Here is a 23,684-nt window from a genome sequence, read left to right on the forward strand (position 1 = left end):
TCACTTCTCCGCGATCAGCGGATCGAGGATCTTGCGCAGCTCGTCCTCGGTGAGCGCCTTGAGCGCGCGAACCGCGATGCGGCCCTCCCGGTCGAGGACGATCGTGGTGGGGATGGCCTGCGGGTTGAGGCTGCCCTTGGGGAAGCGCAGGATCAGCTTGCCCGTCGGGTCGTACAGGCTCGGGTAGGGCACCGCGTACTTCTTCTCGAAGGCCTTGGCCTGCGCGGTCTGCAGGTCGCGGGTGTTGATCCCGACGAACTGGACGCCCTTCGCCTTCGTGTCGTCGGCGACGGTCACCAGGTTCTTGGCCTCGGCCCGGCACGGCGAGCACCACGATCCCCAGATGTTGAGAACCACGATCTTGCCCTTGTAGTCGGCGACGTCCAGCTTCCCGCCGTCCACCGTCTCACCGCTCAGCGCGGGGGCGGCCGTGCGGTGACCCGCCTTCACCGTGCTGATCTCACCCGTGCCGCTGACGAAGTTGGTGTTGCTCCCCGACGAGGACGAGTCCGAGCCCGCGGTGCAGCCCGTCAATGCCAGCGCGAACGCGACGGCTCCGGCGGAGGCTCCGGTGAGGCGGCTCACGGCGCGCGCAGCAGTACTCATGTGAAAAGTTTCGCATGGGGTGCCGCGCGATCTTACGCACCCCCGACACCTTTGCCTAAAGCGACGAATGCCCCAAGTAAGGGCGGCGTGATCGCTCCCGCCCCTGCCCCCGCCCCGCCCCCAGGAACCGCGCCCACCCCTCCCCCGGGGCCTGTCCCGCCGCCAGCGTCCGCAGCTTGGCCAGCACCACCGGATCCTGCGCGTCCAGCCAGTCCACGAACTGCCGGAAGGAGACCAGCCGCACGTCGTCATGATCCGCGATCCGCTTGAGCGCGTCCTCGACGGCGTTCATGTAGATCCCGCCGTTCCACTGCTCGAAGTGGTTGCCGATGAACAGCGGCGCCCGGTTCGTCTCGTACGCCCGCCGGAAGCCGGAGACATACGACTCGCGTGCCTGCTGCTCCCACCCCGGGTAGTTGCGCGGGTCGCTGGCGGTGGCCCGCACCGACTGGTTGGCCAGCATGTTGTAGTCCATCGACAGCACCTCGAAGCCCCGCCCGGGGAACGGCAGCGCCTGCAGCGGCAGGTCCCACAGGCCATGGGTGCGGCCCGGCCAGACCTGCGTCCCGCCGGGCGAGCTCGCGTCGTAGCGCCAGCCGAGGCGGGAGGCGACGGGGAGCAGGTTGCGCTGGCCGAGCAGGCAGGGGGTGCGGGCGCCGATGAGCTCCTTGCGGTAGTCGAAGGGCAGCGGCTGGAGGTCACGGAAGCCGGTGTTCGTACGCCACTTCTCGACGAAGCCGATGGCCTGCTCGATCTCGCTCTGCCACTCGCTCGAGGACCAGCGGCCGACCGAGCCGGTGCCCTCGCAGAAGTGGCCGTTGAAGTGCGTGCCGATCTCGTGGCCCTCCAGCCAGGCGAGGCGCACCTGCTCCAGGGTGGCTTGCACATGGGCGTCGGTGAGATAGCCGATCGCGCTGGCACCCACCGGGTTGCGGGGCGGGCGGTACAGGTGCCTGCGCGACTCGGGAAGGAGATAGATCCCGGACAGGAAGAAGGTCATCTTCGCGCCGTGATCGGCGGCCAGCCTCCGGAACCGCGCGAACAGCCCGGTGTCCAGCTCCCCCGCCCCGTCCCACGAGAAGATCACGAACTGCGGCGGTTCGCTCCCCGGCTCCATCCGCTCCGGCGGGGCCGGCTGATGCGGCTGCGTCCCGGTGTCGGCGGTCGAGCCGTCGCCGATCAGGCGTACGGGCGGCCGCGCGGGCCTGCGCGGAGGATCCGGGGCCCGGTGCGCGCCGGGATGGGCCGACGGCGCCGGCGGGGCCGGAGCGCGCCCCCGGGAACCCTGTGCCTGCGTCAGGCCGACCGCGGCCGCGCCCGTCACAGCGGCGGCTGCGGCACCCAGCCCCACCATCCCGCGTCGACTCACCCCGCTGAACTCGCCCATACAGGCTTGTTCCATGCACGGCCCGCGCTCTCCATCTAATCAGGTGGTATTCACGCGGACGGCGCACGCACGAGACCCGCCGACGGGCCCCGTGCGCCTACGCCCCGAACCCCTTGGACCCGCCCTTCACCGGCTTCGCCCCGGCCAGCAGATGCGCCGGCACCAGATCCCGGGCCGGCTCGGTGTAGCCGACCGCCACGATCCGGTCCCCGTCGTACGTGAACGAGGTCAGCGAGGCCAGCGTGCACTGCCGCTTGCGCGGGTCGTGCCACAGCCGCCGCCGCTCCACGAAGCTCCGTACGATCCAGATCGGCAGCTGATGGCTCACGCACACCGCCTCATGCCCGCGCGCCGCGTCCCGCGCCGCGTCCAGGGCCGCCTTCATGCGCACGACCTGGTCGACATACGGCTCGCCCCAGCTCGGCTTGAACGGGTTCACCAGGTACTTCCAGTTGGCCGGGTTCTTCAGCGCCCCGTCGCCGACCCCGAAGGTCTTGCCCTGGAAGATGTTCTCCGCCTCGATCAGCCGGTCGTCCGTCGCCGTCTCCAGGCTCCGTACGGCCGCGATCGGCGCCGCCGTCTCCTGCGCCCGCTCCAGCGGCGACGCCACGACGTGCGTGATGTCCCGGCCCGCCAGGTGCTCGGCGACCCGGTCGGCCATCTTCCGGCCCAGGTCGGACAGGTGGTAGCCCGGCAGCCGCCCGTACAGCACGCCGGAGGGGTTCTCGACCTCGCCGTGCCGCATCAGGTGGACGACAGTGATCTCGCTCATACGGTGGCCTCCGCAGCGGCTCGGGCGGCAGCGGGAAGGGCTGCGGCGATGCGCTCGATCGCGGCGGCGTCGTGCGCGGACGACACGAACCACGACTCGAACGCGGAAGGCGGCAGATAGACGCCCTGGGCGAGCATCGAGTGGAAGAACCCGGTGAAGCGGAAGGCTTCCTGCGACTTGGCGAGGCCGTAGTCGGTGACCGCCTCGTCGGTGAAGAACACCGAGAACATGTTCCCGGCGCTCTGCAACCGGTGCGCGACGCCCTCCTTGCTCAGCGCCTCGCTCACCAGCCCCGACACCTCCGCCGCGACCCGGTCCACCGTCTCGTACACCGCGTCGTCCAGCAGCCGCAGCTGCGCCAGCCCGGCCGCCGTCGCCACCGGGTTACCGGACAGCGTGCCCGCCTGGTAGACCGGACCGGCCGGCGCGAGGTGCGCCATCACATCGGCCCGGCCGCCGAAGGCCGCGGCCGGGAAGCCGCCGCCCATGACCTTGCCGAAGGTCATGAGGTCGGGCGCGACACCGTCGATCCCGTACCAGCCGGCCTTGCTGACCCGGAAACCGGTCATGACCTCGTCGGAGATGTACAGCGCGCCATTGTCCCGGCACAACTCGGCCAGTCCGGCGTTGAACCCGGGCAGCGGCGGCACCACGCCCATGTTCCCCGGCGACGCCTCCGTGATCAGGCACGCGATCTCGCCCGGGTGCGCCGCGAACGCCGCCCGTACGGCTTCAAGATCGTTGTACGGCAGCACAATCGTGTCGCCGGCCTGCGCCCCCGTCACCCCCGGCGTGTCCGGCAACCCGAAAGTGGCAACCCCGGAACCCGCCGCCGCCAGCAGCGCGTCCACATGACCGTGGTAGCACCCCGCGAACTTGACCACCTTCGCCCGGCCCGTGAAGCCGCGCGCCAGCCGGATCGCCGACATCGTCGCCTCGGTCCCCGACGACACCAGCCGCACCTGCTCCACCGGCGCCACCCTGGCCACGATCTCCTCGGCCAGCTCGACTTCACCCTCACCCGGCGTACCGAAGGACGTACCCCGGGTGACCGCGGCCTGCACCGCCCCGATCACCTCCGGGTGCGCATGGCCGAGGATCATCGGGCCCCACGAGCAGACGAGATCGACATATTCGCGGCCGTCCGCATCCGTAAGGTACGGACCGGTACCGGACACCATGAACCGGGGCGTACCGCCCACGGCGCGAAAGGCGCGAACCGGCGAGTTCACACCTCCCGGCGTCACGGCCGACGCTCGGTCGAACAAGGTCTGAGAAACTGGCGCTTCGTACGCGTACGGATAGCTCACAAGCACATGCTCTCAAATGCTGGAGGCGACGGGCGTTGCGCGGTCAGGTATCGACCGTGCATCTGAGACGATGATCGGGTTGCGCGGTTGGGTCTGCGGATGGTCGGGTAGTGAAATGCAGCGCGGTGGCGAGCTGGGCGATGGTGCGGGCGACGACCCAGAGCCCGAACCTGCCCGCCCCCCGGGACGCCGTCGTCGGCCATCGGCCGACAGCGAACAAGCCGCAGCACAGAGTGGGAGCAGGGGTGGCCGAGTGGGGGTGACCTACAAGTACTTCGGTGCGCCCGACGGCGCCACCGCCGCCCGGGTCCCGATCTCCATGCGTCCCGAGGAACTCGGCGGCGACGAGCTCGGCCAGGGCATGTACACCAAGGTCAAGCCGGAGACCATGGCCGCCATGGTCCTCACCGGCATCGAAGGCATACCCCCGGCCAAGGTCCCGCCCCTCGAACTCGTCGTCCTCCACCCCGACTACGCCGTCGTCAAGCTCCCCATATCCGTCGTCGAGCCCCTCCGCAAAGCCGGCGAGGAAGCCCTAGGCGCCGCCGCCTTCATCTGGTCCACCGTCCCCGACCGGCGCGGGCCCCGGGACGCGTTCGTGATCTACGAGATGCTCCACGAGTGGCAGGACTTCGCCCAGCGCTGCCACGAGAGCGGCCACCAGCTCTACTGCCTGGTCTGGCCGTGACCCAGGGCGGCGTCCCCTGGTGGGAAGCCGCCCGGTACATCCTCGGCTGCTGGCTGCTCTGCGGGCTCGGCTATGTCGTCCTCCGCCTCATCGGCGACCCGACGCTGGAAGTGGCCTTCCCCCTCGTGATGGTCCTGGGTCAATGGTTCATGCTCCGCCACCGCTACTGGATCCCTGGCGCCACAGCGGGCTTCGCCGGCTCACTCACCGTCCTCGTCCTGGTCGACCTGCTACGGCCGCACCTGGACAAGATCACGGCAGACACCCTGAGCACGGCAGCCGGAGCAACGGTCTCCGTACTCGTCTTCACCGCGGCATCGCGCCTGGCCCGCCGGGCGCAAGCCCAGGTCAGGTGACCAGCCGCCGCCCCGCGAATCCGGCGCGGGCGAGCCGTTCGTACGCCTCCTGCACCTCGCCGGGCACGGCCTGCTCGATGGCGAAGCCGCGCTTCGGGTACTCGATCACCCGCTGGAAATCGCCCAGCATCATGCCGATCAACGGCCTGGCCTCCCCCATCGACCTGACGTAGTCCTCGAACCCCACGGCGGCCGACGCGCACACCACCTCGACCTCGGGCCACTGGGCGCGGCAGGTGGCGAAGGCACGCCGCTCCATGGGCGGCATGGAGATCAGCAGCACGGAACGCGGCCGGATTCCGGCGGCGTTGATCACCTCCCGCGAGAAGGTGATGTTCTGCCCCGTGTTGCTCGCTGCGGGTTCCAGCAGGATCGCCTCGTCCGGGACGCCGAGTTCGAGCGCGCGCTCCCGGAAGTGCACGGCCTCACCGCGCGGAAAGCGTGCGGCCGTGCCAGGGCTGTTGCCGCCGGTGAAGACCAGAGCCGGAAACAGGCCCGCGTGGAAGAGCCGGGCCGCCTCCGAGGCGACGCCCAGGTCCCGGCTGCCCAAGGCGATCGCCACATCGCAGGGGCGCGGCTCGTGCCGCATCCGCTGGTAGTCCCAGATCAGCCGCGCGTCACGCCAGTTGTCCTCACTGATCACGGACGCCACTCCCAGCCGGTAGTCCCGCCACCGCCGGGCGGCGAACAGCATCCGGCTGGTCCATGCGTCCGGTTCGGCACCGGCGATCTCATCCCAGACCCGCGTGTTCGCCGCCGCGAACGCGTCCACAGCCTGGGGATGGGCGGCGCCCCAGGCGGGGATTCGCGCGGCCCAGGCCTCTGCCTCGGCCGGGGTGTGGCCTCCGGCAACCAGCCAGATCACCCAGTAGCCCGCGTCAAGCCACGCGGCGCCGCGTGTGGCCCAGCCCCAGTCGACCAGGTGAGCTCGGTCGGTGATCAGCAGGTTGCGGTTGTTCAGGTCGGTGTGCAGCAGGCTGTCGCCCGCGAAGTACGCCAGCACCGCCGGGTCGTCGACGTACGCCGCAAGCCGCTGCTCGGCCCGGCGCAGCGGGATGTCGGGGCAGGGGATGTCCGCGAGTTCGCGCAGGGCCTGGGCGACCTTGGGGAGATCCGGGGAGCCGGGGCTGTAGTCGGCGTGATGACCGTCGATGGGCGCGAAGCCGAGGATGTTCCAGCCCTCGGTGTCGAGGTGCCACAGCAGGCGCGGCCCAAGTGCCTGCACGTACGAGTTGATCCCGGCTTCGCGCTGCTGGGTCCACACCCGTCGGTGGTCGCTCCGCAGTCCTTTGAGGAACACGCTGCCGGTAGCGGTGTGGATTCGGGCGGACAGTGCGCTGTTGAGACCGGCCGAGATCGCCTCCACCCTGATGACGTGGCCGGTACGGGCTTCGACGGCGGCACGAACGGATTCGGGAAGTTCATCGAAGGAGACCGGTGCGGATGCCATAGCAGCAGACTCCCAGCTGGACAGCAGGGTGCGCCTTCACAAGGGGGTGAGACGTCATCCGTGCTCCACCTTCGGTGGCATCGGAGGGTCTGCTTGGATCTGCCTATGACGGAGTGGTCGCAGCTCAGCGATGCATACGGTTCCGCGGAGGGTGTCCCGGCCCTGCTCGACCGGTTCGAGGCCGATCCGCCGGGTGTGTGGTCCGAGCTGATGGACCGGCTTTGCCCGCAGCTCGACACGGCCTTCTCGGCGAGCTTCGCGGCATTGCCCCGTCTGGTTGAGATCGCCGCGGGCCGGGAGCCCGCAGAGCGCCACTGGGTTCTGTTCGCGGCAGGCCCGATCGTGGCGAGTGCGCGCCGCTCTGTCGATGGCACCACGGTCCGCGAGGTCTACTCATCGCAGCTGGCGGACCTTGCGCGCCTCACGGATCAGTGCCTGCGTCTCCCGTGGGATACGGAGGACTACCTCTCTCTGCTCCAGACCGCGCTGGCCTTCGAGGATGTCGAGGTCTGGGACGAGCACTTGGACAGCCTGTGGCAGGGCGAGTACGAGATCGAGTGCCCGCACTGCGCTGTGAGCCTGTTTGTGGTGATCAGCGAGGACGAGTGCTTCTCGTGCAGCGATGACTACGCACTGCGTGAGGTCGAGAAGACACGGCTGCGGCCGGCTGATCCGGTGGGGCTGCGGGGCCTGGCGGAGCGCTTGCATGGCCGGGCCCTTGCCGATGGCCGGCCCATGGTTGCCCGGAGGCTGTTGTATCTGTTCGGGGAAGCCGCCTGCACTGACTGCGGAACGGTGTTGTCGGTCGCCGACCGGGTAGTCGCCAACGCGATGCCGGACCGGTGAGCATGGCCTGTTGACTCGGGAACGGTGCGGTCCTCGTCGAACTTGTCAGGAATGTGTTTGCGTCATGCGAACCAGGCGTGCCGGGAGGGCATCAAGTACAAGAGTGGCGCCTGTGACGGGGAACGACATGACGAGTGAGGGAAGTTCATACCGGACGGACGCGGAAGGAGGGGAGGCGGCCGACTGTGTGGTGATCTCGCTGGACAGGGAGCGGAGCAGGCCGTTGTTGCGCGACATGCGCAGAACGCAGGCCCTGCCGCCGGTGGTCCACGCGTGGGGAGTGAACCAGGCGTACGCGGAACTGCTGACGCGGGCGCGGCCGCTGGCGATCCTGGACGTGCCGCACCGGGAATGCGCTCCGGACGTCGAACGCAGGGTGGCGGCTCTTCGCCGGCTGGCGCCGGTCGTTGTGCTGCTCCCGGAGGGGGCCGATACGGCGGCCGTTCTGGACGCGGGGGCCACGAACGTGCTGGCGCGGGACATGCCGGTGGAGGAACTGGCGGTCAGGCTGGCGGCGGACAGGCGCTGGGTGGCGGCGCATGAGCCGTACGCGCCGCGCGAACTCCCGCGGGAGCTGCTCGCGCATCCGGCGTCGCAGCGGGTTCTGCTGAGCCTTTTGCTCTTCCAGGACGTAACTCGGTCGTGGTGTTGTCACGATCTGATGCAGCTGCTGGGATCTGCCGGCCAGCCGATGAGCCGGGCAGCGCTGTACGCGCGGATGCTGCGGCTGGAAGGGCCCCTCGGGCGGCTCGGGCTGGTGCTGCGACGGACGGGCGGCTGGGGGCGTACTGGCTATTCGGCCGTCCCCGCGTCCGCATCCGTACCGGTCACCGCCCCCACCATCACCCCCGTCCGCCGGATCAGGGTGGCGTAAAGGGAGTTCGGCCGGGACAGGCCCTACCGGTGCGCGGTGACGTTGGCGGTCAGCCGGCGCAGGAGGGACATGACCAGGGCGGACTCCTCGGGGGCGAGGCCCATGGCGTCGCCGATGGCGGAGGGGACGGCTCGGGCACGGTCGCGGAGGGCGAGGCCGTGGTCGGTGAGGGTGACCTCGACGGACCGCTCGTCGTCGGGGCGGCGTCGGCGGCGGACGAGGCCGTTGGACTCCAGGCGCTTCACGAGAGGGGTGAGGGTGCCGTAGTCGAGCTGGAGGGCGGCGCCGAGGTCCTTGACGGAGACGGCGGAGTGCTCCCAGAGGACGAGGAGGACGAGGTACTGGGGGTAGGTGAGGCCGAGCTCGTCCAGGAGGGGGCGGTAGCGGTTGGTCACGGCGCGGGAGGCGGCGTAGAGGGCGAAGCAGAGCTGGTCGTCCAGGAGCGAGGAGCCGCCCGGCTGGACCTGGCCGGCGGTGTCGGTGACGCTCATGAAGGCCCCCTTCCTTCTTCCCTGTGTTCCTTGTCTTCATCGTACTTGATTACTTTGCCGCGATTACCTTGTGCACGAGGTAATCGTGTCATAGTCTTTGGCGTGCAAGGTACGACGCACCGCAACACCGAGGAGCCCGAGATGTCCGAGCACACCCCCGCGCAGCCCGTACTGGAGCCGGCCGCCGCCGCGTTCGCCGAGGCGACCGCGAATCCGCCGTACCTGTTCGACCTGGGCCCGGCCGAGGGCCGCAAGACCGTCGACGAGGTCCAGTCCGGGGAGATCGCCAAGCCCGAGGTCGACGAGGAGTGGATCAGCGTCGCCGGTGGCCCGACCGGATCGGTGCGGGCGCGGATCGTCAGGCCGAAGGGCGCCACCGGCACCCTCCCGGTGATCCTCTACATCCACGGCGCGGGCTGGGTCTTCGGCAACGCGCACACCCACGACCGCCTGGTGCGCGAGCTGGCCGTCGGCGCCGGCTCCGCCGTGGTGTTCCCCGAGTACGACCTCTCCCCCGAGGCCCGGTATCCGGTCGCCATCGAGCAGAACTACGCCGTCGCCCAGTGGGTCGTACGCGAAGGGGCGTCCAAGGGCCTGGACGGCGCCCGGCTGGCCGTCGCGGGGGACTCCGTCGGCGGCAACATGTCGGCCGCGCTGACGCTGATGGCCAAGGAGCGCGGCGACGTCCCGCTCGTCCAGCAGGTGCTGTTCTACCCGGTCACGGATGCGAGCTTCGACACCGGCTCGTACGAGCAGTTCGCGACCGGCTACTTCCTGCGCCGCGACGCCATGCAGTGGTTCTGGGACCAGTACACGACCGACGAGACCCAGCGCGCCGAGATCACCGCCTCCCCGCTGCGCGCCACCACCGAGCAGCTCACCGGCCTGCCCCCGGCACTGGTGATCACCGGCGAGGCCGACGTACTCCGCGACGAGGGCGAGGCCTACGCCAACAAGCTGCGCCAAGCCGGCGTACCCGTCACCGCCGTCCGCTACCAGGGCATCATCCACGACTTCGTCATGCTCAACGCCCTGCGCGAGACGCACGCCGCCGAAGCCGCGATCGCGATGGCCGTCGCAACCCTGCGCTCGGCGCTCGGCACGGATTAGCGCGCGGGCGACGGGCGGCGGACCGCGACCCGGCGGCCGCCGGGTCGCATACCGGCAACGATCGGGTCACAGCCCGATCGCGCAGCTCGCGGTACCAGCATCGTTCTACGCGCGGGGAATCGGAAACGTGCAGCTAACAACAGGTGCACCCGGCTGCAACACCGCGTCCTTAATGTCCTCTGACCCGCCGGGTGCACCCGGCTCCGGAAGGGACATGCGCTATGACCAGCTTTGACAGAAACCTCCTCGCCTCCGACCGCCGGCTTTTCCTGAAGCGCGGCCTTCAGCTCGGTGGCGCCGCTCTGCTCGGCGCCCCGCTGCTCGCCGCGTGCGGGTCGGACTCGGACTCGACGTCCTCGACGTCGGCGTCCGGTTCGAAGAGCTTCGGTGAGCTGACGCTGCGCCTGTCCTGGATCAAGAACGTCGAGTTCGCGGGCAGTTACATAGCCGACAGCAAGGGCTACTACACCGCCGAGGGCTTCTCCAAGGCCACCCTGATCGGCGGCGGCCCCTCCGCCACGCCGATGGAGACCGATGTCGTCACCAAGAAGGCGCTGTTCGCGATCAGCGGCCCGGACATCACCGGTGCGGCGATCTCCAAGGGTGCGCCGCTGAAGATCATCGGTGCGCAGTACCAGAAGAACCCGTTCTGCGTCATGTCGATGACGAAGAACGCGATCACCAAGCCGGAGGACATGTACGGCAAGAAGATCGGCGTCCAGGCGAGCAACGAGTCCGTGTGGGCGGCGTACATGAAGGCCGCCGGGCTGGACGAGTCGAAGATCACCAAGGTGCCGGTGCAGTTCGACCCGCTCCCGCTGACCCAGGGCACCGTCGACGGCTGGTTCTCCTTCGTGACGAACGAGCCGAACACGCTGCGCCTGAAGGGCTTCAAGGTCTCCACGATGCTGCTCGCGGACACCGGCTACCCGCTGGTCTCGGAGACGTACTGCACCCGCCAGGACACCATCGACAAGCAGCCCGAGCTCGTCAAGGCCTTCCTGCGCGCGGAGATCAAGGGCTGGAAGGCCAGCGTCGCCGACCCGGCGCTCGGCGCGAAGCTCGCGGCGGAGACGTACGGCAAGGGGCTGGGCCTGACGACCAAGGAGCAGACCCTTGAGTCCACGGACCAGAACGCGCTGGTCCTGACCGCGGACACCAAGAAGAACGGCCTGTTCACGGTTACGGACACGCTGATCGAGGAGAACATCAAGACGCTGGCGTACGGCGGCCTCAAGATCACGGCGGACAAGCTGTTCGACTTCTCCCTCCTCGAAGCGGTCTACAAGGAGGACCCCAGCCTCATCTGAGGCACAGCACGGCACCCGCGCCCGCACCGAACAACAGAGGTCAACAACGTGATGAGTACCGCAGCCGCAGCCCAGGGAGCAGAAACAGGGGCCGGGCCCGAGGCAGGGACCGGGCTGTCCCTGCGCGGGCTGAGCAAGGAGTTCAAGCTCGGCCGGAACAGAGTGCCGGCCCTGGACGGCGTCGACCTGGACACCACCGAGGGCCAGTTCCTCGCGCTGCTCGGGCCTTCCGGCTGCGGTAAGTCGACCGTTCTGCGGATCCTCGCCGGGCTCGACAGCCCGACCTCCGGCACGGCGCTCGTGCACGGCGAGGACCCGGAAGCGGCCCGCAAGCGGCACCACCTGGGCATAGCCTTCCAGGACGCCGCGCTGCTGCCGTGGCGCTCTGTCGCCGCCAACATACGGCTGCCGCTGGAGATCAGCGGCATCAAGCCCGACCCGGCGGCGATCGCCGACCTCATCAAACTGGTCGGCCTCGAAGGCTTCGAGAAGGCCCGCCCCGCCCAGCTGTCCGGCGGCATGCGCCAGCGCGTCGCCATCGCCCGCTCCCTGGTCGTCGACCCCAAGGTGCTGCTGCTCGACGAGCCCTTCGGCGCCCTGGACGACATGACCCGCCAGCGCCTCAACCTCGAACTCCAGCGCATCTGGCAGGCCCGCGCGGTGACCACCCTGCTGGTCACCCACTCCATCAACGAGGCCGTGCTGCTCAGCGACACCGTCGCCGTCATGTCCCCCCGGCCCGGCCGCATCGTGGAGGTCGTCACCATCGACCTGCCCCGCCCCCGCACCCCCGAGATGATGCGCTCCCCCGAATTCCACGCGTACGCCGACCAGTTGTCGGAGCTGCTCTTCGGGCGGATCGATTCCTCCGAGACGGCCGACGCGCCGGAGGCACTGTGAGTACGCGGCGTTCCGCCTGGACCGGCGGGGCCGTCGGCATCGTGGCCCTGATCGGGGCGTGGGCGCTGCTGTCCACCACGGTCGTCACCACCGCCGACGGTGTGCCCACCCCATGGGCGGTGGTGTCCAGCGTCTTCGACGACGGCTGGACCTTCTACAGCCCGCACATCGGCCAGACCGTCAGCGAGGCCCTCACCGGATACCTCATCGGCAACGGCCTGGCCCTGGGCCTGGCGGTGCTGGTGCTGCTGGTGCCGGTGCTGGAGCGGGTGATCACCCAGATCGCCGTGGCCTCCTACTGCCTGCCCATGGTGGCGATCGGCCCGATCCTGTCCCTCGTCCTGGACGGCGACAAGCCGATGTCGGCGATGGCCGGACTCTCCGTCTTCTTCACCACCCTCATCGGCGCCCTGCTCGGGCTCCGCTCGGCCGACCCGGCCTCCCTGGACCTGGTACGCGCCTACGGCGGCGGCCGCTGGCAGCAGATGCTGCGGGTGCGCCTGATCGCGGCACTGCCCAGCACCCTGGCCGCACTCAAGATCGCAGGCCCCGCCGCACTCCTCGGCGCGATCATCGGCGAGTACCTCGGCCGCGTCGACAGCGGCCTCGGCATCGCCATGACCATCGCCCAGCAACAGCTCGACGTGCCCCGCACCTGGGGCATCGCCCTGGTCTCGGGCGCGGTGGCAGGCGTCGCGTACGGCGTGGTCGGGCTCATCTCCCGCTACGCGCTGCCGTGGTCGCGTACGACGACAGTGGAAGGCGGGGGCGCATGAGCACCGCAACGGAAAACCCGCCCGCACTGCGCTGGGCGGTCAGCGCGCTGCGCCCCTTTGTGAACGTGGTCGTGACGATGGCGGCCGTCATCGTCCTGTGGATCATCTTCCTGGAGGTCTACGACCTCGATCCGCTGGTGGCCAAGTCGCCCATCGACATCTACCACTACCTCTTCTCGGGCGCGGACGCGGGCGCCCACCGCTCCCTGGTCTCCTCCGGCCTGGGCCGCACGCTGCTCGACGCCGGGCTGGGCTTCGTCGCCGGACTCATCGCGGCCGTCGTCGTGGCGGTCGTCTTCGTCCTGCTGCGCAGCGTGGAGCAGGCCCTGCTGCCGATGGCGGTCGTCGTACGGTCCGTGCCGCTGGTGGCGCTGACCCCGCTCATCACCCTCATCTTCGGCCGCGGCCTGATGGCCACCACTGTCATCAGCGGCCTGATCGTCTTCTTCCCGGCCCTGGTCACCATGACCTTCGGCCTGCGCTCCGCCTCCCGCCAGGCGGCCGATCTGTGCCGCGCGTACGGCGCCGGGGGCTGGACGATCGCCCGCAAGGTGATGCTGCCCAGCGCGGTCCCGGCGTTCTTCGCCAGCGCCCGCGTCGGGGTGCCGGGCGCCCTGATCGGCGCGATGCTCGCGGAGTGGCTGTCCACGGGACAGGGCCTGGGCTACGCGATGCTCAAGGACTCCTCGACCTTCGACTACGACCACCTGTGGGCCTCGGTCGCCGTCCTCACCGCCGTATCCGCACTGGCGTACAACATCATCGCGGCCATCGAGACCGTGGCCCTGGCCCGCTTCGCGCCGAACATCCGCACAGGTTCGTGACCCGGTTCATGACCCGTTCCATCACCGGGGTGGATCTGCGGATCGGCCCGGCGCTCGTCGTACCCGTCACCTCGGCCCCGTTCCTGGGGTGGGTCGAGGTGACGGGCGGCGAGATCGTCCATCTGGGGCCGGAGCCGACGGCCGGGCCCGCCGCCGAGACGTACGACGCGGCGGGCCGCATCGTCATCCCGGCCTTCGTCAACACCCACTGCCACACCAGCCAGCAGCTCGGCCGCGGCCTCGCCGACGACGTCGATCTGCTGACCTGGCTGCACAAGCGCATCTGGCCGTACGAAGTCGCCCTGGACGAGCGGGACAGCGAGGTCTCCGCTCTCGCCTGCGCCGTCGAGCAGATCCGCAACGGCTGCACGCTCGTCGCCGACCCCGGCGGCCGCCATGTCGACGGCATGGCCCGGGGTCTGGCCACCGCCGGCATCCGGGCGCTGCTCGGCCGCAGCACCATGGACGACGGCGACGGCCGCCCGCCCGCCGACCGCGAGACCACCGCCGAGGCCCTGGCCCGGCAGGACGAGCTCGCGAGCCGCTGGCACGGCGCCGCGGACGGCCGGCTGCGCTTCTCGTACACACTTCGGACCCTGTTCAACGTCTCCGACGAGCTGATCACGGCCACCGTCGAGCGCGCCCGCGCGCTGGGCACCGTCGCCCAGATGCACGTAGCGGAGATCCCCGAGGAGAACGCCTACGCCCGCGCCACCCGGGGCACCTCCACCGTCCGCCACCTCGACCGCCTCGGCGCTCTGGGGCCGGACCTGCTCGCCGTGCACGCCGTCTGGGTCGACGACGAGGAGATCGGCCTGCTCGCCGAGCGCGGGTGCCCGGTCTCCCACAACGCCGCCTCGAATCTGAAGATCCTCGGCACGCCCCGGATTGCCGACATGGTCGACGCGGGCGTGGTCGTCGGCCTCGGCACGGACGGCGCGCCCTCCAACAACCGCATGAGCGTCATCGACGAGATGTGGCTCGCCTCGATCGTCCAGAAGGGCCTGCGGCGCGACCCCACCGCCCTGCCCGCCGCCGCCGTCCTGCGGATGGCCACCATCGACGGCGCCCGGGCTCTGGGCCTCGGTCACCTCGTCGGCTCCCTCGAACCCGGCAAGCGCGCCGACCTGGTCGTCGTCGACCCCCGTACTCCGAACTTCGCGACCGCCGCCGATCCGGTCTCGGCTCTGGTCACCGCTCTGAAGAGCGAGAACGTCGAATCCGTGCTCTGCGACGGGGAGTTCCTGCTGCGGCACCGCGTACTGACCCGCGTCGACGAGGCCGAGGTCCTCGCCGAGGCCGCCGCCCGCGCCGCGGCGGTGCGCGAACGCGCGGGGCTGGTCTTCTAAGGCCCCAGATCTCAGGCGGGCCCCAGGTAGGAGTGGAAGACGTTGTCCGGGTCGTAACGCTTCTTCAGCGCGCCCAGGCGCTCCCAGTCGGCCGGGGCGAAGGAGCGGGCGGCCCGGGAGGCGTCGGCGGTGAGGTCGGTTTCGGCGATGTAGTGGCCGGTGCCCAGCGGTTCGACGGCGTGCATCGTGTCGCGGAGCCAGCCGATATTGGCCGCGTCGTCGGCGGGGTCCTCCCAGATGGCGTACGGGACGGCATAGCTGGCGCCCAGGACGGAGAAGGCCATGGCGTCGGCGCGGGTCCGCTCCGGGGAGGCGGGGGTGACCGGGGCCAGGACCAGGGACTTGGCGGACGGGGCTTCGGCGACGGCGTCGGCGAAGCGCGCGAGGAGGGTCTCGTAGTCCGCGTCCGACCACAGGGTGTCGGCGACACAGCGGTGATCGGCGGGCCAGGCGGTGCCGGCGCCGTCGTAGAGCTCCTCGAACGTGACCGGGGCGGGCGCCTGGTGTGAAAGGGCCGCGATGGGGCAGGCGGCGAGGGGCTCAAGGGCCTGGAGCGCCTCCGCGGGCGAGCCGGAGAAGGCGGTGGCAGCGACGGTGATCACCTTGCCCTCGGGCGCGGTCGCCAGGACGTACGTCAGCTCGACGCTCGGGGGCAGCGCGGCGGCGGCCCCGGTGGCCCAGCGCATCACCGGGCGGGTCTGCGAGAGCGGGAAGACGTACGAGGTCGTCAGGATCGTGGCGGAGGCCGGATGCAGGCCGAGGCGGAAGCCCGTGACGACGGCGAAGAAGCCGGGCCCGGCGCCGCGCACCGCCCAGAACAGGTCGGGGTGGTGCTCGGCGTCGCAGGTGACGGACTCGCCGTCGGCGGTGACCGCTTCGACCTGCTGGACGCTCGCGCAGGCCGGGCCGAGCTCGGTGCCGTTCCAGCCGAGGCCGCCGCTGAGCAGGTAGCCGCCCACCGCGACGGATCCGCAGTGCCCGGTGGGGAAGGCCAGCCCGTGCGGGGCGAGGCGGCCGACGAGGTCCCGGCCCGTGACGGCGGGCTGCACCGTGGCCGTCCGGGCGGCCGGGTCGATGTCCGTACCTCTCAGTTCGGACAGGTCGATCAGCATGCCGCCGTCGCGCAGCGGCGAGCCGCACCAGCTGTGGCCGCCGGACCGCACCGCGATCCGCAGGCCCTCGGCCCGGGCCTGGTTGACGGCCGCCGCGACGTCGCCCGCCGAGGCGGCGCGGACGATCACCTCGGGGAAGCGGTCCGGCTTGAGGCCGTTCCAGAGCACGGCCTCGCGGACCGCGTCGTATCCGGGGTCGCCACGGCGCACGTTCATCAGTGGGTGGTCAGGCCGAAGATGACGATGGACAGCACCCAGCACAGAACCACGATCGCCGTGCCCGCCACCTCGACGCGCACGGGGCGGGCCCGGTCGGGCCGGAGCCAGAAGGCCAGGGCCCGGTTCACCAGGGGCATGAGCAGCCAGGTCAGAATGCTGACGCTCAGCACGTTTCCGAGGAACAGGCCCAGATATCCGGGGATGCCCCAGAGCCGGAATTCATGACCCGCGGTCAGATTCAGTCCCATGACGGTCGGATAGAGTGCCAGCACGACGGTCATGGCCTGTTTCCAGTTGGGCGGGGCCTCGTCCGCACCCGCGCCGAAGCGGAACCAGCCGCTGAATGCCGACCCCACCTTGCGGACATCGTAGGCGGAGAAGTAATCGCGCCCCTCTTCCAGAAGCCGCTCCCGGATTCCGGAATCCATCCAGCCTTCGAGATGTTCACGGGTGTCGTACCGGAATACAACCACCCAATGATCCTGGATTCCCTCCACAGGCCTGAACAACTCGCTCCCCATGAAGCCCGGATACTTCTCCTGCGCCTTCAGGATCTTGCCCTGCCAGCGCTCGAAGTCCGCTCCTTTCCCCGGCCGCACATCGTGCGAGATGACCGCCGTGACCCCCTCCTCCGGCTCGGGCGCCGGGACCTCGCCACCGGCCAGGACCTCCTGCTTCGGGGTCCTCTCCAGCAGCGGCCGCACCTCGGCGAGCAACTGCCTACGAGCACCCGAGTCCAGCCACGCGGTGAGCTGCTCCATAGCGGTGAAGCGGAACACCACCACCCACTCGCGCTCCTCACCGGAGTCCGGCGGATAGGTCTCCGTGCCCTCGAACCCGTCGAAGTCCCGCACCACCCGGTTCGTCTTCTCCTGCCAGCGGCGGTATTCCTCGTCGCGACCCTCCCTCACTTTCTGGGAGGTCACGACGGTCGCACTGCCGCTTGCACGGACACCCATACCGCGTAGTCTAGTTCACAGGGGATCCAGATGACCACTTGAGGAATTCGGAAACATTCCGAACCATTCCTCAGCGGCTTCCGAGGCGGAGGTTACGGCATGGGCACCAGTGTTCTTTCCCGCACACCCCACAAGGAATTCCTGACCGAAGCGGTACGACTGGCCACCGAATCCGTGGAAAAGGGCTGGGGCGGCCCGTTCGGCGCCGTGATCACCCGTGACGGCGCAATCATCGCCCGCGGCCAGAATCGCGTACTCCTCACCGGCGACCCGACCGCTCACGCCGAAGTCGAGACCATCCGCAAGGCCGTTCAGGCCCTCAACCCCGAAGCGCCCTCCATCTCCGAGGAGCACCAGAACGAGAGCACCCTCGCCTACATGCCCCGGCCCGACGGATCGCCCGACCCCGTCCCCGAGCGTGCCCGGATGCTCAAGGGCTGCTCGATCTACATCAGCGGCGCCCCCTGCCCGATGTGCATGAGCGCCATCTACTGGTCCCGCATCGACGAGGTCTACTACGCCTCCGATCTCGACGCGACCAGGAAGATCGGCTTCGACGACTCCTTCCAGTACGAGGACTTCCAGAAGCCGCTCGGCGAGCGCCGGATCCACATCGAGCAGATCTACCCCGAACTCGGCGCCGAGGCGTACGCCACGTGGACCGGCAAGCCTGACCGGCACCCGTACTGACCTGTCATTGCGGTGCCGTCTGCCATGGTTGGCGGTTCCGTCCTCAATCGCCGGACGGGCTGGGTTGGCCGTGGGGTCGGGGGCGCCTGCCGGGGTCTCTCTCCTCGGCGCTCGCGACTCTGGCACCTTCAGTCCGTGCCCGGGATCCTCGCTCGTCACCTGCGGGAGAACCCCTCCACCGCCCCCGCCCGGCCAGAAGGGCATCCTCAGCCCGTCCGGGCCTGAGGACCCGTACCCCCCACCGGGCAGTGGCCGCGAGCAGGCCGAAGGGGACGGTGGAGGGATGCGCCCGGAAGCGACGAGCGAGGATCCCGGGCACGAACCCGGCCGACCCAAGTCGCGAGCGCTGAGGACGCAGTCCCGGCAGGCGGCCCCGACCCAGACGAAACGGCAGGCGCACACCGGCCAACCCAGCCCGTCCGGCGCTTGAGGACACGCCCGAAGGGCGTTCGGGGTCCGGGGCGAAGCCCCAGGGGCCCGGGGGCGCAGCACCCGGCGGTCAGGGGCGGTTGACGGAGCGGGTGATGCCCGTGGCGATCGTGGTGGCGAGGATCCAGCCCGCGGCAGTCAGGACGTAGCCGAGCCACTGCGTGCCGGGGGTGGGGGTGAAGGCGGCGCCCTGGCCGAAGCCGACGACGGGGAGGAGGTGGTCGAGGGTGAAGATGACGGGGCTGAAGATGACGGTGCCGGCGTCCTTGTTGGGGGTCGCAGGACAGGCCTCGAAGACGGTGGAGCCGACGGCCAGCAGGCCGAGGAGCCAGGCGCCGGCGCGGGTGGGGCGGTAGCCGTAGCCGACGGTGGCGTCCTGGACGGCGCCCCAGAGGCGGGCGTACCAGGGGAGGGCGCGGTGGCGTACGCGTTCCTTGGCGAGCAGGACCGTGCGGGCCTCGTCCTCGTGGCCGAGGGCGCGGTAGGCGAGGGCGAGTTGCTCGAAGGGCTGGGGTGCGTAGCCGGAGCGGTCGCGGTGGAGCCAGAGCAGGCGCTGCGGGGCGGGGAGCGGGGTCTCGAAGCGGTCGTAGCGCAGGCCGTCGAGAAGGAGATCGGCGGGCCAGGTCGCGGGGTCGTCCTGGATGACGCCGAGGGTGGCGTGGCGGAGGTCGACCAGGCCCTCGGGAGTGTGGGCGGTGCACAGGTCGGTTTCCCTGGCCTGGGCCTGCCGCATGGACAGCGCCGTGGCGCCGGGGGCGGCCAGGTGGGCGTCCCGCAGGCTGATTCGGCCGCCGGAGCGGACCGAGGTCAGGGAGACGCGCCCCTCGACCCGGGTCCCTCCGGCCAGGTGAATGCTTCCCCCCACGTCCAGGCCGTGGGCGCGCAGCGCGGTCCCTCCGGGGTTGCTCAGCCGGGCGTCCCACAGCCGTAGGGTGCGCATCACGGCGGCGCCGGGGACTCGCAACTCCCCCTGCACACGCAGGTCGTTGCCGATGACATCGCCCTCGACCCGCATACGGGATCCGCTCAGCGCGATGCCCCCGGGGTGCGCGATGCGGGCCCCCGTCAGGTCGAGGTCGCCGCCGACCTGGGCGCCGCGCAGCACGACCTCGCCCTCGGCGGTGAAGCCCGAGCGCATCCATATGTGGTCGTCCACCCGGACCCGGTCGGCCGCGAGTACGGGGCGGTCGTCGCCGTCGGGTCCGCAGAGCCGGACGGCGTCCAGCTGGAGTACGCCGGCGATGTGGGCGCCGTCGAGCCGGAGCAGGCCGGTGACCTGGGTGCCGGTGAGGCGGACGTTGCCGTCGATCGAGGCGCTGGCGGCGCCGAGGCCGGCCAGGTGGCAGCTCCGGAGGGCGAGTTGGCGGGTGCGGGCGTGGTTGAGGGTGATCGGGCCGGTGACGTGGCAGCCCTTGAGGGTGATGCGGTACGCGATCTCCGCGTAGTCGAGGTCGAGTCCGCCCTCGATCAGGGCGCCGTCGAGCCGGAGCGCGGGCACCCGGCCGGGGGCGGGGGCCTGCGCACCGCCGAGCAGCAGTTGGGCGAGCACCTCGGCCCGGACGGTGCGCTCCGGGCCCCAGCCGGCGCTGTCGGCGGGGTCGTCCCGTTCCGGGTCGCCGCTGCGCAGGTCGAGTTCGTCGCCGCGCGCGAAGGCCTCGCACACGCGCTGCTCGGTCGCCGTAAGGTCCCGCAGGTCCTCGTCCCGCAAGTCCTCTTCCCGCATGCCGCCCCCGTATGTCTCCCCCGCCCCGGAATGCCGGGGCAAGGATAATTCACACGATCTTCCCCGGTCGTTGGCCGGGGCCGCGCCGGGCACTCCTAGTGTCCCGTCGGGGGGACGGCCACAGCCCGACGACCGGCGATTGCGGGAAGAACCATGTGCGACACGCACCACATACCTGACGGACCCCAACTGGGCGCCAGCCGCCGATCGCTCCTTGTGGGCGCGGGACTGGCCGGCGCCGCCGTGGCCGGGCTGACGGCGATGACGGCGACCCCGGCCGAAGCGGCGGACGCGGCGGACGCGAAGCGCGGCGCCTGGCGGCCGGACACCGACGACTCGCGCTTCACGCTCGTCGTGATGCCGGACACGCAGTACCTCTTCGACGGCGAGAGCCTGCACCCTGCCCCCGTCGAGGCCTCGTTCCGCTATCTGCTCGACCACGCGGAGGACGAGAACATCGTCTTCATGTCCCACCTGGGCGACCTCACCCAGAACGGCCAGGCCGCCGAATTCGCCGCGATAGGCGACGCGTTCCGGATCCTGGACCGCCGCGGCGTCCCGTACAGCGTCGTCGCCGGGAACCACGACATCGCCTCCTCCACGGACGACCAGCGCGGTTCCACCCCGTACCTGGACGCCTTCGGCCCCGCCCGCTTCCGCGATGCCCCGTCCTTCGGCGGCGCGAGCCCGGACGGCTACAACACGTACCACCTCTTCCGGGCGGCGGGGCTGCAGTGGCTGGTGCTGGCGCTGGACTGGCGGCCTTCGGCGGCCGGGATCGCGTGGGCGAAGGGGGTCATCGCCGCGCACCCGCAGGCGCCGGTGATCCTGACGACGCACGAGGTGGTCTACGCGGACGAGTACGGGGACGAGGCGCAGCTCTCCGACCACGGCCAGGCGCTGTGGGACGAGCTGATCGACGGCAGCGACCAGATCTTCCTCACCCTGAACGGCCACTACTGGCCGCCCGCCCGCACCACCCGTAAGAACGCCGCGGGCAACGACACCCACCTGCACATCACCAACTACCAGAACCGCTACTACGGCGGCGCCGCGATGATCCGGCTCTACCGCTTCGACCTCGCCCGGGGCACCATCGACGTCGAGACCATCTCGCCGTGGATCCTGGGCAAGGCCGCGAAGGGGCTCAACGAGCTGGAGCGCGAGGAGATCGAGCTGACGGGCCCGCAGGACCGTTTCAGCGTCGAGATCGACTTCGGGCAGCGCTTCGCCGGATTCGCCCCCGTCGCCCCGCGCCCGGCCCGCCCGGCGGCCCGCATGCTGATCCCCGGCACCGCCGCGTACTGGCGCTTCGACGCCTCCCACGACACCGACCGCGTGGTGGACCTCACCGGCCACGGCAACGACCTCAGCAGGATCACGGTACCGGGCACCGCCGACAGCGCCCTGGCCTGGTCCGACGAGCACCACCCCGACCAGCCGGGTCACGCCAGCCTGTACTTCGGCGGCGACAAGAGCCCGCTGCGCGGCGCGTATCTGCGTACGGCCGACAACGCGCCGCTGAACTCCGCGACCTTCCGCTCCGGCTACACCGTCGAGGCCTTCTTCAAGCTCCCCGCCGACTGGGACAGCGACCGCAACGCCTGGGCCGCCCTCCTCAGCCGCTGGGGCCTGAGCGGCGAGGCCGGAAAGACCGGCGGCGACCCGGACGAGCCGATCGTCACCCTCAGTCTCTCCGGCGACCGCGAGCTGCAGTGGTGCGTCTATCCCCTCAACCTGGACACCTCGGTCACCAACTGGGGCCACGAGCTGCCGCTCGGCGTGTGGTGGCATGCCGCCGTCGTCAACGACGGCCGGCACACCACCCTGTACGTCGACGGCTGCCCGGTGGCCCGGAACCCCTCCACCAGGGCCGTCGGCCTGACCGCGCTCGGCCTGCCCTGGCTGCTGGGCGGCTACGAGTACGGCGGGAAGATCGACCAGATCCTGCACGGCTGGATCGGTGACGTACGCATCGCGGAGCGGGCCCTGAAGCCCGGCGAGTTCATGATTTCGCGCTAGCGGTCAGCGGGCTCTTCGCGCCGCTGAGCGCGAAGTAGAGCAGCCCGGACACGATCACTCCGATGAACCACGTGTACGGGCCCAGGGTCGCGCCGTAGCCCGAGGGCCCGTACACGGGGAGGATGCTGGAGAAGACCGCGCCGATGGCGCCGGCGACGAAGGCGCGGATGTTCCAGCCGCCCTGGAAGCGGAACTCGCCGTTCTCGTCGTAGAGCGCGGGCACATTGATCTGCTCGCGCCGGAGCAGGTAGTAGTCGACGAGGATGACACCGAAGATCGGGCCCATGGTCGAGCCGATGGCGTTGACGAAGCTCGGCGCGTTGTCCCAGGGGTGCAGCGGGTACAGCAGCAGCGCGATGACGGCCGCGATCAGGCCGCCGCGGCGGAAGTCGATGTACTTCGGGGCGACATTGGCGAAGTCGAAGGCCGGGCTGACGAAGTTCGCGACGACATTGATGCCGAGGGTGGCCACCGCGAAGGTCAGGGCGGCGAGCAGCACCAGGAAGACGCTGTCGAACTTGGCCGATATCGCCGCCGGTTCGAGGATGACCTGCCCGTAGACCTTGCTCGCGGCGGCCGTGGTGAGCGCCGCGACCAGCGAGAAGAGGATGAGGTTGACGGGCAGGCCGTAGACGTTGCCCTTGCGCAGCGTGCGCTCGTCGGGCGCGAAGCGCGCGAAGTCGCCGAAGTTGAGGAACAGCGCCGCGAAGTACGTGACCCAGGTCGCCGCGATGGCCGCGATCGCCGCGAAGGAGCCCGGCGTCACATCCAGCCCGGTCGCGCTCTTGGCGAGGGCGGCGAGGTCCTTGGCCGGCATGTCGACGGAGAAGGAGAGCGTGCCCGCCTTGACCGACAGCGCGATCGCGAGGATCAGCATCATCAGCCAGACCGCCGGCCCGGCGAAGTCCTGGAAGCGGCGTACGGTCTCCATGCCCTTGCTGATGATCAGCAGCTGTGCCGCCCACACGGCGAGATAGCAGATCACCTCCAGGCCGGTGTGGCCGAGGAGGTGGGAGTTCTCGTTCAGGTGCTTCGGGCCGTCGTATCTCGTGAGGAACGCGACGATCGCGCCCGCCGCCGCACTGGTCTGCGCCCCGTACCAGAAGGTGGCGACCACGGCCCGCACCAGCGCGGGCACATTCGCCCCGAAGGTGCCGAAGGAGGCCCGCGCGAGCACGGGGTACGGCACGCCGGTCCGCACGCCCGCCTTGCCGATCAGCGTCATCAGCCAGTAGATCACCAGCGAGCCGACGCCGATCCCGATCAGGAACTTGAAGGTGTTGCCTGCGACCAGGAAGAGACTGGCTGCCAGGAAGTAGCCGTACAGACTGTGTACGTCGGACGTCCAGACGTTGAAGATGCTGAACGCGCCCCATTTCCGCTCGGTGGCGGGCGCGAGGTCTTCGTTGTAGAGCCGGGGCGAGTGGTCCGCCGAGGCCGTGGGGGTTGTGGGGGTGTTGTCCGTCGCCGTCATGGCTGCT

22 protein-coding genes are annotated in these 23,684 nt (G+C 70.4%); 12 read left to right on the forward strand and 10 right to left on the reverse strand.

The genetic code is table 11. The features are described from left to right. From OG607_RS18640 to hemL, 4 genes are all read right to left on the reverse strand, one after another. Positions 1-606: a TlpA family protein disulfide reductase gene (locus OG607_RS18640; protein WP_405724370.1), complete on the reverse strand. Its 606-nt coding sequence runs from the start codon at positions 604-606 to the stop codon at positions 1-3. Positions 607-661: 55 nt separating this feature from the next. After that, positions 662-2,008, reverse strand: coding sequence for a hypothetical protein (locus tag OG607_RS18645; RefSeq protein WP_405724372.1), 1,347 nt, complete (start codon positions 2,006-2,008; stop codon positions 662-664). 82 nt (positions 2,009-2,090) lie between these two features. Continuing rightward, the gene (locus OG607_RS18650) at positions 2,091-2,765 is read right to left on the reverse strand and encodes a histidine phosphatase family protein (RefSeq protein WP_405724374.1); all 675 of its coding nucleotides are present in this window, start codon (positions 2,763-2,765) and stop codon (positions 2,091-2,093) included. Further along, entirely contained in the window at positions 2,762-4,075 is a 1,314-nt protein-coding gene (gene hemL / locus OG607_RS18655; RefSeq protein ID WP_405724376.1) for a glutamate-1-semialdehyde 2,1-aminomutase, read from the reverse strand. The genes OG607_RS18650 and hemL overlap by 4 nt, the downstream gene beginning before the upstream one ends. A 115-nt stretch (positions 4,076-4,190) precedes the next feature. On the opposite strand from hemL, the gene OG607_RS18660 reads away from it, so the two are divergent. Together OG607_RS18660 and OG607_RS18665 are read left to right on the forward strand one after the other, a co-directional pair. Continuing rightward, on the forward strand, positions 4,191-4,763 hold the full coding sequence (locus tag OG607_RS18660) for a hypothetical protein (RefSeq protein ID WP_329313923.1): 573 nt from the start codon (positions 4,191-4,193) through the stop codon (positions 4,761-4,763). Further along, positions 4,760-5,119: a hypothetical protein gene (locus OG607_RS18665; protein WP_405724378.1), complete on the forward strand. Its 360-nt coding sequence runs from the start codon at positions 4,760-4,762 to the stop codon at positions 5,117-5,119. The genes OG607_RS18660 and OG607_RS18665 overlap by 4 nt, the downstream gene beginning before the upstream one ends. Here OG607_RS18665 and OG607_RS18670 read toward each other — a convergent pair. Continuing rightward, a complete protein-coding gene (locus tag OG607_RS18670) occupies positions 5,112-6,569 on the reverse strand; it encodes an ElyC/SanA/YdcF family protein (RefSeq protein ID WP_405724380.1) in 1,458 nt (485 codons plus the stop codon). The two genes, OG607_RS18665 and OG607_RS18670, sit on opposite strands and share 8 nt — an antisense overlap. Positions 6,570-6,674: 105 nt before the next feature. On the opposite strand from OG607_RS18670, the gene OG607_RS18675 reads away from it, so the two are divergent. Next, a complete protein-coding gene (locus tag OG607_RS18675; protein WP_405724382.1) occupies positions 6,675-7,415 on the forward strand; it encodes a hypothetical protein in 741 nt (246 codons plus the stop codon). 235 nt (positions 7,416-7,650) lie between these two features. After that, on the forward strand, positions 7,651-8,289 hold the full coding sequence (locus tag OG607_RS18680; protein ID WP_405724384.1) for a hypothetical protein: 639 nt from the start codon (positions 7,651-7,653) through the stop codon (positions 8,287-8,289). A 23-nt stretch (positions 8,290-8,312) separates the two neighbouring features. Here OG607_RS18680 and OG607_RS18685 read toward each other — a convergent pair whose 3' ends face one another. Then, on the reverse strand, positions 8,313-8,780 hold the full coding sequence (locus OG607_RS18685) for a MarR family winged helix-turn-helix transcriptional regulator (RefSeq protein WP_405724386.1): 468 nt from the start codon (positions 8,778-8,780) through the stop codon (positions 8,313-8,315). Positions 8,781-8,921: 141 nt separating this feature from the next. On the opposite strand from OG607_RS18685, the gene OG607_RS18690 reads away from it, so the two are divergent. The 6 genes from OG607_RS18690 to OG607_RS18715 all read left to right on the forward strand — a co-directional run bounded on the left by OG607_RS18690 (position 8,922) and on the right by OG607_RS18715 (position 15,049). Further along, entirely contained in the window at positions 8,922-9,890 is a 969-nt protein-coding gene (locus OG607_RS18690) for an alpha/beta hydrolase (RefSeq protein ID WP_405736883.1), read from the forward strand. Positions 9,891-10,111: 221 nt separating this feature from the next. Further along, positions 10,112-11,200, forward strand: a complete 1,089-nt coding sequence (locus OG607_RS18695; RefSeq protein ID WP_405724388.1) for an ABC transporter substrate-binding protein — start codon at positions 10,112-10,114, stop codon at positions 11,198-11,200. Positions 11,201-11,251: 51 nt separating this feature from the next. Beyond that, positions 11,252-12,100, forward strand: coding sequence for an ABC transporter ATP-binding protein (locus tag OG607_RS18700; RefSeq protein ID WP_405724390.1), 849 nt, complete (start codon positions 11,252-11,254; stop codon positions 12,098-12,100). Beyond that, the gene (locus OG607_RS18705) at positions 12,097-12,876 is read left to right on the forward strand and encodes an ABC transporter permease (RefSeq protein ID WP_405724392.1); all 780 of its coding nucleotides are present in this window, start codon (positions 12,097-12,099) and stop codon (positions 12,874-12,876) included. The genes OG607_RS18700 and OG607_RS18705 overlap by 4 nt, the downstream gene beginning before the upstream one ends. Then, positions 12,873-13,700, forward strand: a complete 828-nt coding sequence (locus OG607_RS18710) for an ABC transporter permease (protein ID WP_405724394.1) — start codon at positions 12,873-12,875, stop codon at positions 13,698-13,700. The genes OG607_RS18705 and OG607_RS18710 overlap by 4 nt, the downstream gene beginning before the upstream one ends. 8 nt (positions 13,701-13,708) lie before the next feature. Continuing rightward, the gene (locus OG607_RS18715) at positions 13,709-15,049 is read left to right on the forward strand and encodes an amidohydrolase family protein (RefSeq protein ID WP_405724396.1); all 1,341 of its coding nucleotides are present in this window, start codon (positions 13,709-13,711) and stop codon (positions 15,047-15,049) included. Between the two features lie 11 nt (positions 15,050-15,060). Here OG607_RS18715 and OG607_RS18720 read toward each other — a convergent pair whose 3' ends face one another. Next, positions 15,061-16,377, reverse strand: a complete 1,317-nt coding sequence (locus OG607_RS18720) for an FAD-binding oxidoreductase (RefSeq protein WP_405724398.1) — start codon at positions 16,375-16,377, stop codon at positions 15,061-15,063. Further along, positions 16,377-17,339 (reverse strand): antibiotic biosynthesis monooxygenase, encoded by a 963-nt coding sequence (locus OG607_RS18725; protein ID WP_405724400.1) that lies wholly within the window; start codon positions 17,337-17,339, stop codon positions 16,377-16,379. Before OG607_RS18725 ends, OG607_RS18720 begins: the two co-directional genes overlap by 1 nt. A gap of 99 nt (positions 17,340-17,438) precedes the next feature. On the opposite strand from OG607_RS18725, the gene OG607_RS18730 reads away from it, so the two are divergent. Further along, the gene (locus OG607_RS18730) at positions 17,439-18,029 is read left to right on the forward strand and encodes a nucleoside deaminase (RefSeq protein WP_329313961.1); all 591 of its coding nucleotides are present in this window, start codon (positions 17,439-17,441) and stop codon (positions 18,027-18,029) included. Positions 18,030-18,528: 499 nt separating this feature from the next. Here the strand turns inward: OG607_RS18730 and OG607_RS18735 are convergent, their stop codons facing one another. Further along, complete coding sequence (locus OG607_RS18735; RefSeq protein WP_405724403.1) at positions 18,529-20,181, reverse strand: hypothetical protein; 1,653 nt, start codon at positions 20,179-20,181, stop codon at positions 18,529-18,531. A gap of 153 nt (positions 20,182-20,334) precedes the next feature. Here OG607_RS18735 and OG607_RS18740 point away from each other — a divergent pair, with 153 nt between their 5' ends. Further along, complete coding sequence (locus tag OG607_RS18740) at positions 20,335-22,203, forward strand: LamG-like jellyroll fold domain-containing protein (RefSeq protein ID WP_405724405.1); 1,869 nt, start codon at positions 20,335-20,337, stop codon at positions 22,201-22,203. Here the strand turns inward: OG607_RS18740 and OG607_RS18745 are convergent. Then, complete coding sequence (locus OG607_RS18745) at positions 22,187-23,677, reverse strand: NCS1 family nucleobase:cation symporter-1 (protein ID WP_405724407.1); 1,491 nt, start codon at positions 23,675-23,677, stop codon at positions 22,187-22,189. The genes OG607_RS18740 and OG607_RS18745 overlap by 17 nt on opposite strands. Positions 23,678-23,684 lie beyond the last annotated feature (7 nt).

This window comes from Streptomyces sp. NBC_01537 (genome assembly GCF_045040445.1).
GTDB lineage: Bacteria > Actinomycetota > Actinomycetes > Streptomycetales > Streptomycetaceae > Actinacidiphila.

What these genes read in the sequence shown, in the direction of transcription:
- OG607_RS18650 (WP_405724374.1), bottom strand. Translation starts at nt 2,765, where the DNA reads ATGAGCGAGATCACTGTCGTCCACCTGATGCGGCACGGCGAGGTCGAG.
- OG607_RS18675 (WP_405724382.1), top strand. Translation starts at nt 6,675, where the DNA reads ATGACGGAGTGGTCGCAGCTCAGCGATGCATACGGTTCCGCGGAGGGT.
- OG607_RS18670 (WP_405724380.1), bottom strand. Translation starts at nt 6,569, where the DNA reads ATGGCATCCGCACCGGTCTCCTTCGATGAACTTCCCGAATCCGTTCGT.
- OG607_RS18725 (WP_405724400.1), bottom strand. Translation starts at nt 17,339, where the DNA reads ATGGGTGTCCGTGCAAGCGGCAGTGCGACCGTCGTGACCTCCCAGAAA.
- OG607_RS18645 (WP_405724372.1), bottom strand. Translation starts at nt 2,008, where the DNA reads ATGGAACAAGCCTGTATGGGCGAGTTCAGCGGGGTGAGTCGACGCGGG.
- OG607_RS18685 (WP_405724386.1), bottom strand. Translation starts at nt 8,780, where the DNA reads ATGAGCGTCACCGACACCGCCGGCCAGGTCCAGCCGGGCGGCTCCTCG.
- OG607_RS18740 (WP_405724405.1), top strand. Translation starts at nt 20,335, where the DNA reads ATGTGCGACACGCACCACATACCTGACGGACCCCAACTGGGCGCCAGC.
- OG607_RS18660 (WP_329313923.1), top strand. Translation starts at nt 4,191, where the DNA reads ATGCAGCGCGGTGGCGAGCTGGGCGATGGTGCGGGCGACGACCCAGAG.
- OG607_RS18690 (WP_405736883.1), top strand. Translation starts at nt 8,922, where the DNA reads ATGTCCGAGCACACCCCCGCGCAGCCCGTACTGGAGCCGGCCGCCGCC.
- OG607_RS18710 (WP_405724394.1), top strand. Translation starts at nt 12,873, where the DNA reads ATGAGCACCGCAACGGAAAACCCGCCCGCACTGCGCTGGGCGGTCAGC.
- OG607_RS18640 (WP_405724370.1), bottom strand. Translation starts at nt 606, where the DNA reads ATGAGTACTGCTGCGCGCGCCGTGAGCCGCCTCACCGGAGCCTCCGCC.
- OG607_RS18735 (WP_405724403.1), bottom strand. Translation starts at nt 20,181, where the DNA reads ATGCGGGAAGAGGACTTGCGGGACGAGGACCTGCGGGACCTTACGGCG.
- OG607_RS18720 (WP_405724398.1), bottom strand. Translation starts at nt 16,377, where the DNA reads ATGAACGTGCGCCGTGGCGACCCCGGATACGACGCGGTCCGCGAGGCC.
- OG607_RS18715 (WP_405724396.1), top strand. Translation starts at nt 13,709, where the DNA reads ATGACCCGTTCCATCACCGGGGTGGATCTGCGGATCGGCCCGGCGCTC.
- OG607_RS18700 (WP_405724390.1), top strand. Translation starts at nt 11,252, where the DNA reads ATGAGTACCGCAGCCGCAGCCCAGGGAGCAGAAACAGGGGCCGGGCCC.
- OG607_RS18695 (WP_405724388.1), top strand. Translation starts at nt 10,112, where the DNA reads ATGACCAGCTTTGACAGAAACCTCCTCGCCTCCGACCGCCGGCTTTTC.
- OG607_RS18680 (WP_405724384.1), top strand. Translation starts at nt 7,651, where the DNA reads ATGCGCAGAACGCAGGCCCTGCCGCCGGTGGTCCACGCGTGGGGAGTG.
- OG607_RS18745 (WP_405724407.1), bottom strand. Translation starts at nt 23,677, where the DNA reads ATGACGGCGACGGACAACACCCCCACAACCCCCACGGCCTCGGCGGAC.
- OG607_RS18730 (WP_329313961.1), top strand. Translation starts at nt 17,439, where the DNA reads ATGGGCACCAGTGTTCTTTCCCGCACACCCCACAAGGAATTCCTGACC.